The 6,678-nt window shown below is 65.9% G+C and carries 7 protein-coding genes; 5 read left to right on the plus strand and 2 right to left on the minus strand.

Annotation, left to right across the window (positions count from 1 at the left end; genetic code table 11):
• Nucleotides 1–174 precede the first annotated feature (174 nt).
• Nucleotides 175–1,497 carry a glutamyl-tRNA reductase gene (locus tag HMI58_RS03430; RefSeq protein ID WP_171618152.1) on the plus strand — a complete coding sequence of 441 codons (1,323 nt, stop codon included), beginning with the start codon at nucleotides 175–177 and terminating at the stop codon, nucleotides 1,495–1,497.
• A 12-nt stretch (nucleotides 1,498–1,509) separates the two neighbouring features.
• Here the strand turns inward: HMI58_RS03430 and moeB are convergent, their stop codons facing one another.
• Nucleotides 1,510–2,706: a molybdopterin-synthase adenylyltransferase MoeB gene (moeB, locus tag HMI58_RS03435; protein WP_171618153.1), complete on the minus strand. Its 1,197-nt coding sequence runs from the start codon at nucleotides 2,704–2,706 to the stop codon at nucleotides 1,510–1,512.
• Nucleotides 2,707–2,834: 128 nt separating this feature from the next.
• Here moeB and HMI58_RS03440 point away from each other — a divergent pair, with 128 nt between their 5' ends.
• The 4 genes from HMI58_RS03440 to HMI58_RS03455 all read left to right on the plus strand — a co-directional run bounded on the left by HMI58_RS03440 (nucleotide 2,835) and on the right by HMI58_RS03455 (nucleotide 5,615).
• Nucleotides 2,835–3,455 (plus strand): TetR/AcrR family transcriptional regulator, encoded by a 621-nt coding sequence (locus HMI58_RS03440; RefSeq protein ID WP_318779116.1) that lies wholly within the window; start codon nucleotides 2,835–2,837, stop codon nucleotides 3,453–3,455.
• Nucleotides 3,456–3,517: 62 nt separating this feature from the next.
• A complete protein-coding gene (locus HMI58_RS03445) occupies nucleotides 3,518–3,742 on the plus strand; it encodes a DUF3107 domain-containing protein (RefSeq protein ID WP_171584060.1) in 225 nt (74 codons plus the stop codon).
• A gap of 36 nt (nucleotides 3,743–3,778) precedes the next feature.
• Nucleotides 3,779–4,081, plus strand: coding sequence for a hypothetical protein (locus HMI58_RS03450; RefSeq protein WP_171618154.1), 303 nt, complete (start codon nucleotides 3,779–3,781; stop codon nucleotides 4,079–4,081).
• A gap of 67 nt (nucleotides 4,082–4,148) precedes the next feature.
• Nucleotides 4,149–5,615 (plus strand): protein adenylyltransferase SelO, encoded by a 1,467-nt coding sequence (locus HMI58_RS03455; protein ID WP_171618155.1) that lies wholly within the window; start codon nucleotides 4,149–4,151, stop codon nucleotides 5,613–5,615.
• Here HMI58_RS03455 and HMI58_RS03460 read toward each other — a convergent pair.
• Nucleotides 5,612–6,678: HNH endonuclease signature motif containing protein (locus HMI58_RS03460; protein WP_171618156.1), on the minus strand; the 1,067-nt coding region annotated here is incomplete at its 5' end. The two genes, HMI58_RS03455 and HMI58_RS03460, sit on opposite strands and share 4 nt — an antisense overlap.

Below are 6,678 nucleotides of genomic sequence, written 5' to 3' on the forward strand. Positions count from 1 at the left end.
GGGTTAACCCGCCCGTCGCCGACATGTGGTGGACCGCCCGGCTCCCCCGCCCTCCGGCTGGCGCAAGGTGGTGAATCTCACCCCGAACCGGGTCGCCCCGATCCCTGGATTGGCGGGGAACTTAGGCAATCCTATTCAAGGGTGGGGCACAGATTTCGCTATGCTGGTGGGGCTGTGGTTTTACTATCCTTGGTTGCAACCCATTCCGATGTGGATCTGGAAACCGTCGCCCGACTCAGTGTCGGCGCCGACCAGGTCGCATCCGTTGTGCTCGCTGACGGCCCGGCGGTCTCCGGGGCAGTCACCCTGGCCACCTGCAACCGCCTCGAAATCTATTGCGATGCCCCGTCCAGCGACGATGTGGAGGCTGCACGCTCCACAGTCATCGCCCGCATCAGTGAGCTGTCGGGTCTACCCGAGAGCTGGGTTTCATCGGCCTTCACCACCCGCACGGGCGAGGATGTTGCCCGTCACCTCTTCGCTGTCGGTGCGGGCCTTGACTCGGCCGTCGTCGGCGAGCGGGAAATCGCCGGCCAGGTGCGTCGCGCATTGATCGAATCCCAGGCCAAAGGGACCACCAGCGGACCGCTGGTTCGACTCTTCCAGGAAGCCTCCCGCACCGCGAAGGACGTCGGGGCACAGACAGCCCTGGGCAGCCAGGGCCGCTCCATCGTGTCGGTCGCCCTTGAACTCGCAGCTGACCTTTCGCTGACCCGCGAATTCGCTGACAAGTCAGTGGTGGTGTTCGGGACCGGCGCCTACGCCGGTGCCACCATGGCACTGCTGAAGGAGAAGGGCTGCACCAACGTCTCGGTCTACTCCTCCTCCGACCGCGCCGAAACCTTTGTCTCCACCCGGGGCGGCGTCGCGCTGACCTCCGAAACCCTCCCCGCAGCGCTGGCTGAGGCCGACATTGTGGTGGGCTGCAGCGGCAGCGACAACCGGGTCGAGGCCGACGACGTCGAGCGGGTCCGCGCCGGCGTCGACAAGCCCCTGATCATCGTCGACCTCGCGCTCAGCCACGATTTCGACCCAGCCGTGGGTGCCCTGCACAACGTTGAACTGATCACCCTCGAGTCGGTGCGGGCTGCAGCCCCCAGCGAACAGGCCGCGGCCCTCAGCCAGGCGAGCACACTCGTCGCCGATGCCGCGAGGAACTTCCAGGACCGCCAGAACTCGCGGGCCATGGACACGGCTATCGTCGCGCTCCGGAAGCACACCCAGCAGGTGCTGGAATCCGAAATGCAGAAAGTCAGAGCCCAGCACGGGTGCACCGCGGCGGCAGAAGAAGTGGAGTTCGCTCTGCGGCGGATGGTCCGCCAACTGCTGCACGTGCCGACGGTCCGCGCCCGGGAACTGGCCGCCGACGGCCGCCAACAGGACTACGCCGCAGCGCTGGAAGCGTTGTACGGCATCAACCTGGATGCCCCGGACGACCAGTCGGGCGAAGCCAGCTGCCCGGTACGGCAGGATCCGCCTGCCACCGGCACTGCCTAACCTGACTCAGTTCTAGTAGACCGGCTTCTCCGGCTCAATCTGTTTGACCCACTCCAGGATGCCGCCGTCCACGTTGTAGACCCGCGAGTGTCCTTCGGTGCGCAGGTGCCGGACCACGTCGGCTGATCGCCCACCCGCCTTGCAGTGCACGTAGACATCCCGGTCCGCACTGACCGCCAGTTCGCCGGAGAGCACCGAGTTCTTGGGCATGAGAGTAGCGCCGTCGATGCGGACAATTTCGTATTCCCCCGGTTCCCTGACGTCGATCAGGTCGAAATCTCGCTCCCCGCTTCCCCGCTCGCGGAGCAACCGCTCGAGCTCGGCGACGCTGACCGACGGCACGCGGTTCTCCGACGCTTCGTCGGCCGCTGTGTCGCCAGCGGCCGGGAGTCCACAGAACGCCTGGTAGTCCATCAGCTCGGTAACCGGCGACGCGTCGGGATCGCGACGGACGCGCACCTCGCGCCAGCTCATTTGCAGTGCATCGAAGATCAGCACCCTACCCAGCAGCGAAACCCCCGTGCCGGTGATCAACTTGATCGCCTCGTTGACCATGACCGACCCGATCTGGGCACACAGGACACCGAGCACCCCGCCCTCGGCGCAGGACGGCACCGATCCTGGCGGTGGGGCATCCGGATACAGGTCGCGGTAGCTCGGGCCGTGCTTGGCCCAGAACACGCTCACCTGCCCGTCGAACCGGAGAATTGAGCCCCAGACATAGGGCTTTCCCAGGATCTCGGCAGCATCGTTGACCAGGTAGCGGGTGGCGAAGTTGTCGGTGCCATCCAGAATGAGGTCGTACCCGGAGAAGATGTCCACGGCGTTGCTGTTGTCCAGCCGCACCTCGTGTTTGATGACGGTGACCAGCGGATTCAGTTCCGCGATGCGCTGGGCCGCCGATTCCGCCTTCGACTGCCCGACGTTCGAGACCCCGTGGATGATCTGGCGTTGCAGGTTGGACAGGTCGACGACGTCGTCGTCGACAATGCCGAGTGTCCCTACCCCGGCCGCGGCGAGGTACAGCAGCGCTGGGGAGCCCAAGCCACCGGCACCGATGACCAGCACCCGGGCGTTCTTCAGACGCTGCTGCGCTGTCATCCCAAATTCGGGGATGATCAGGTGGCGGGAATAGCGCTCAGTCTCTTCCCGGGTCAGCGTGGCATGCGGGGCAACCAGGGGGGCCAGAGCCTGGCCGTTTGTGCTCATGCATTAAATGTATGCCCGTTGAACTGCCGGGGGCCAGCCGCGCGACCGGAGAGGTTACCCACGGGTAAACTGGAGGCTACCTCCCCGGCCCCACTGTGGGACACCCTCGACCGAAAGCCAGACGAACTGTGAGCGCAGAAGCACCGACAGGCGGCAAACCAACCCGCCTCCCGCGGGATGAGCGACGGCGTCAGCTGCTGAGCGCCGCCCACGAAGTGTTTGTTGCCAACGGGTACCACGGTGCGGCGATGGACGAAATTGCCGAGGTGGCGAAGGTCAGCAAGCCAGTGCTGTACCAGCACTTCCCGGGGAAGCGGGAGCTATACCTGGCATTGCTGGAAAGCCACCTCGCCGAGCTGACCGCCCTGCTGGTGGAGGCTCTCCAGTCCACCACCGACAACAAGCTCCGGGTGCACGCCACGATGCGGGCGTACTTCCAGTTCATCGCCCAGGACAGCCAGGCTCACCGGTTGGTCTTTGAATCCGATTTGTTCAACGACCCCGACGTCAGCGGCCGGCTGGAAGAGTTCAACGCCCGGTTTGCCGACGCGATCGCCGGCGTGATCGCGGAGGACACCCGCCTGTCCCATCTGGAAGCGACTCTGCTGGGGCACGGTCTGGCCGGGATGGCACAGGTCAGCGCGCGCTACTGGCTGGAGACTGACGGCAGCATGGACATCGATGCCGCGAGCGAGCTGATTTACCGTTTAGCTTGGCGCGGAATCAGTCGCTTCCCCAAGGAAATCTAGAGTAAGTTCCAGTGAGGGCAAGCAATCACCACCCACTTACCGCTATAGCAGGAGGAACCGCCATGGAAATCAAGATTGGTATCCAGAACGTCAACCGGGAAATCGTTCTCGAGTCCGAACAGACCGCCGACGAGGTTGCGGACATTGTTGCAAAGGCGATGAACGGCGGTTCTGAGCTCCGGCTGGCGGACAGCAAGGGCCGCCACGTCATCGTGCCGGCAAACGTTCTCGGCTACGTGGAAATCGGCGCCGAAGAGTCACGCCGGGTAGGTTTCGGGGCCCTCTAGCGAGCGGCGCAACCAGGACCAGAGGCGGGGTGGGGCATGGTAACGCTCTTGGCAGTCACCCTGGTGACGCTGGTGCTCGGCCTTGCCGTGCGATTCGCCAACCGGCACCATCAGCACTACAACACGTTGCTGCTGCCGGTCCTCGCCCTCGCCTCGGGTCTGGCCAGCTGGGTGATCGTGCAGTTCACGGGGCTAGGCTACAACCCGGATCTGTTTTGGCTCAGCTGGCTACTGCCAATCCTCGCCTCCACCGTAATCACCGTTGGTGTCGCGTGGTGGCTCGGTCAGCACCGGGAAGCATCCGAAGCTGCAGCACTCCGGAAGGTGTCCGATGACTAGCGTTCCGGTCGCCGCGCGCCGCCGTCGGACTCCCCCGCCGTCGAACCAGGCCCTGTAGGCTCACATAATGAGCGTTACACCCGAGCTGGCACTCTCACTCGACAACCGCTTCGCGCGGGAACTGCCCGAGCTGGCGATTCCCTGGCAGGCAGAAGCAGCGCCCGAACCCCGGTTGCTCGTCCTGAACGACCCCCTCGCCGCGCACCTGGGGCTCGACAGCTCCGCCCTGCGCACGCCGGAGGGGCTCGGCCTCCTGACGGGTACCGCAGTGCCCGAAGGCGCGACCCCGGTAGCGCAGGGCTACGCCGGGCACCAGTTCGGTGGGTTTTCCCCCCGTCTCGGCGACGGACGGGCGCTCCTCCTCGGAGAACTCACTGACGTGGGCGGCGACCGGTGCGACCTGCACCTCAAGGGGTCGGGTCGCACCCCCTTCGCCCGAGGCGGCGACGGCCTGGCCGCCGTCGGACCAATGCTCCGGGAATACATCATCAGCGAAGCCATGCACGCCCTCGGGATTCCCACGACCCGTTCCCTCGCCGTCGTGGCAACCGGACGATCGGTCCGCAGGGAAACCCTCCTGCCCGGCGCAGTGCTGGCCCGGGTGGCGTCCAGCCACCTCCGGGTCGGCAGCTTCCAGTACGCACAGACCATGGGCGACGTCGGCCTCCTCCGCCGCCTCGCCGATCACGCGATCAGCCGCCACTATCCCGACGCCGCGACCGCCGACCACCCCTATCTCGCCCTGTTCCAGGCTGTCCAGGCTGCCCAGGCCTCCCTGGTGGCCAGGTGGATGCTCGTCGGGTTTGTGCATGGGGTGATGAACACCGACAACATGACCATTTCCGGGGAATCAATCGACTACGGCCCTTGTGCCTTCATGGACGGGTTCGATCCCGGAGCGGTGTTCAGCTCCATTGACGATGCCGGTCGCTACGCCTACGCCAACCAACCGGTGGTCGCTGAATGGAACCTGGCCAGGCTCGCCGAGGCGTTGTTGCCCCTCCTCCACGATGACCAGGAGCAGGCTGTCGCGCTGGCCACCGAATCGCTCGGTCGGTTCCGGGACCAGTACGGTGCCGCGTGGGCATCCGGAATGAAGGCCAAGCTGGGGATCGCCACCAACCATGACGACTCGGTGGTGCTGCCACTGGTGGATCAGCTCGTGAACCTGCTGCAGGACACTGGCGCCGATTACACCTCCTTCTTCAGGTCCCTCGGGGCTGCGGCGCGGGGCGACGTCGGGCCGGTGCACGCCGTAGTCGGCGGCGACGGGCAGGGTCTGGACGGATGGCTGGAACGCTGGCTGGCTCTCGGCCCGGACTCCGCTGCGATGGATCTGGCCAATCCCGTCTATATCCCCCGCAACCATCTGGTGGAGGAAGCCCTCACAGCAGCGGCGGCGGGCGATCTGGAGCCGCTCGGACGCCTGCTGGAAGCTGTCACCGCGCCGTTTGACGACCGCCTGGGACTCGAACGCTACGCCGTCGGCGCACCGGAGGACTTCGGAACCTACCGGACATTCTGCGGCACTTAGGCAGCCGGTCCTTCTCGCAATCGTCTGGCCGCACCTTGTTTGGGGCTGCTGCGGTCCCCTATCCGGCGGCGTCGCGAAGCTAGCGTGACGGATTCCAGGCGGGTAACCGGATCGGTCCTCCCCGGTTCGGCACCTGCACCTGCGCCACCACCGGCACTGGCACTGGCACTGGCACAGGTAACAGTGCCGGCTCCTGCACCGACGCTGGCCCGTGTGATGGCTCCGGTGCCGGGTAGGGGTGGTGCGGTTGAGTGGTAGGTGTGGCCGGTGGGCGTGGTGATGCTGAAGGTGTGTCGGGGGCGTGTTTGTGGTCTTGATCCGGAGACTGTTTGGGCTGTCCAGCCGGGACGTTCTTTCGTGTGATTGCACGCTTCGCAGAGCCCCGCACCGTTGGCGATCGTGGTCGTTCCGCCGCAGCGCCACGGCACAATGTGGTCGAAGTGGCGGATCGGGGCATCACAGTACGGGGTGCGGCAGGTGTCGTCGCGGGCGGTGATGAACCGGCGTTGAGCTCTGGTGAAGAGCCGGGCGGTGGAATCCATCGCCACCAACTCCCCGGTCGCCGGCGCAGTGTAGAGCCGACGCAACCACACATCGAAAGCATGGGGTGCAGGGCTGGCGGTGTTCTCGGCTGGGACATCCCGACCGGTGGAACCGGCTGATTGGTCGGTGGCCGGGCCAATGACCGGGACAGTTGTGGCGGGGCCCTGGCCGGTTGTTCCGCTGCTCGTCATCTGTCCCGTTTGGAGGAGGGTGCGTGCCCAGTGGGAGCCGATGATGCCGTAGCCGGGGATCCTGGCTGGTTCGCTGTCGCCTTGGAAGAGGGCACGGTCGGTCATGATGAGCTGCAGCTCGACCCGGCTGACACCGCCGGGGACCCCGGTGACACGTTCGACCAAGGTGTCAGCCATCACCTGGCCCCTGGATCTGGGGTCTCCGGCGGCCCGAGTGGTGTCGGCGTGGCGGGACAGGGCTGCGTAGGTGCCAACGGCTTCTTTTACGGGGAGCAGGGCGGTGAGGTAGGCCATGGTGTCCGGTGCGGGACGGATACTCACGCACCGTT

This window comes from Arthrobacter sp. 147(2020), assembly GCF_013116715.1.
GTDB lineage: Bacteria > Actinomycetota > Actinomycetes > Actinomycetales > Micrococcaceae > Arthrobacter_D.

Excerpts from the sequence above, each read along its gene's own strand:
- moeB (WP_171618153.1), bottom strand. The coding sequence starts at position 2,706 with ATGAGCACAAACGGCCAGGCTCTGGCCCCCCTGGTTGCCCCGCATGCC.
- HMI58_RS03455 (WP_171618155.1), top strand. The coding sequence starts at position 4,149 with ATGAGCGTTACACCCGAGCTGGCACTCTCACTCGACAACCGCTTCGCG.
- HMI58_RS03445 (WP_171584060.1), top strand. The coding sequence starts at position 3,518 with ATGGAAATCAAGATTGGTATCCAGAACGTCAACCGGGAAATCGTTCTC.
- HMI58_RS03450 (WP_171618154.1), top strand. The coding sequence starts at position 3,779 with ATGGTAACGCTCTTGGCAGTCACCCTGGTGACGCTGGTGCTCGGCCTT.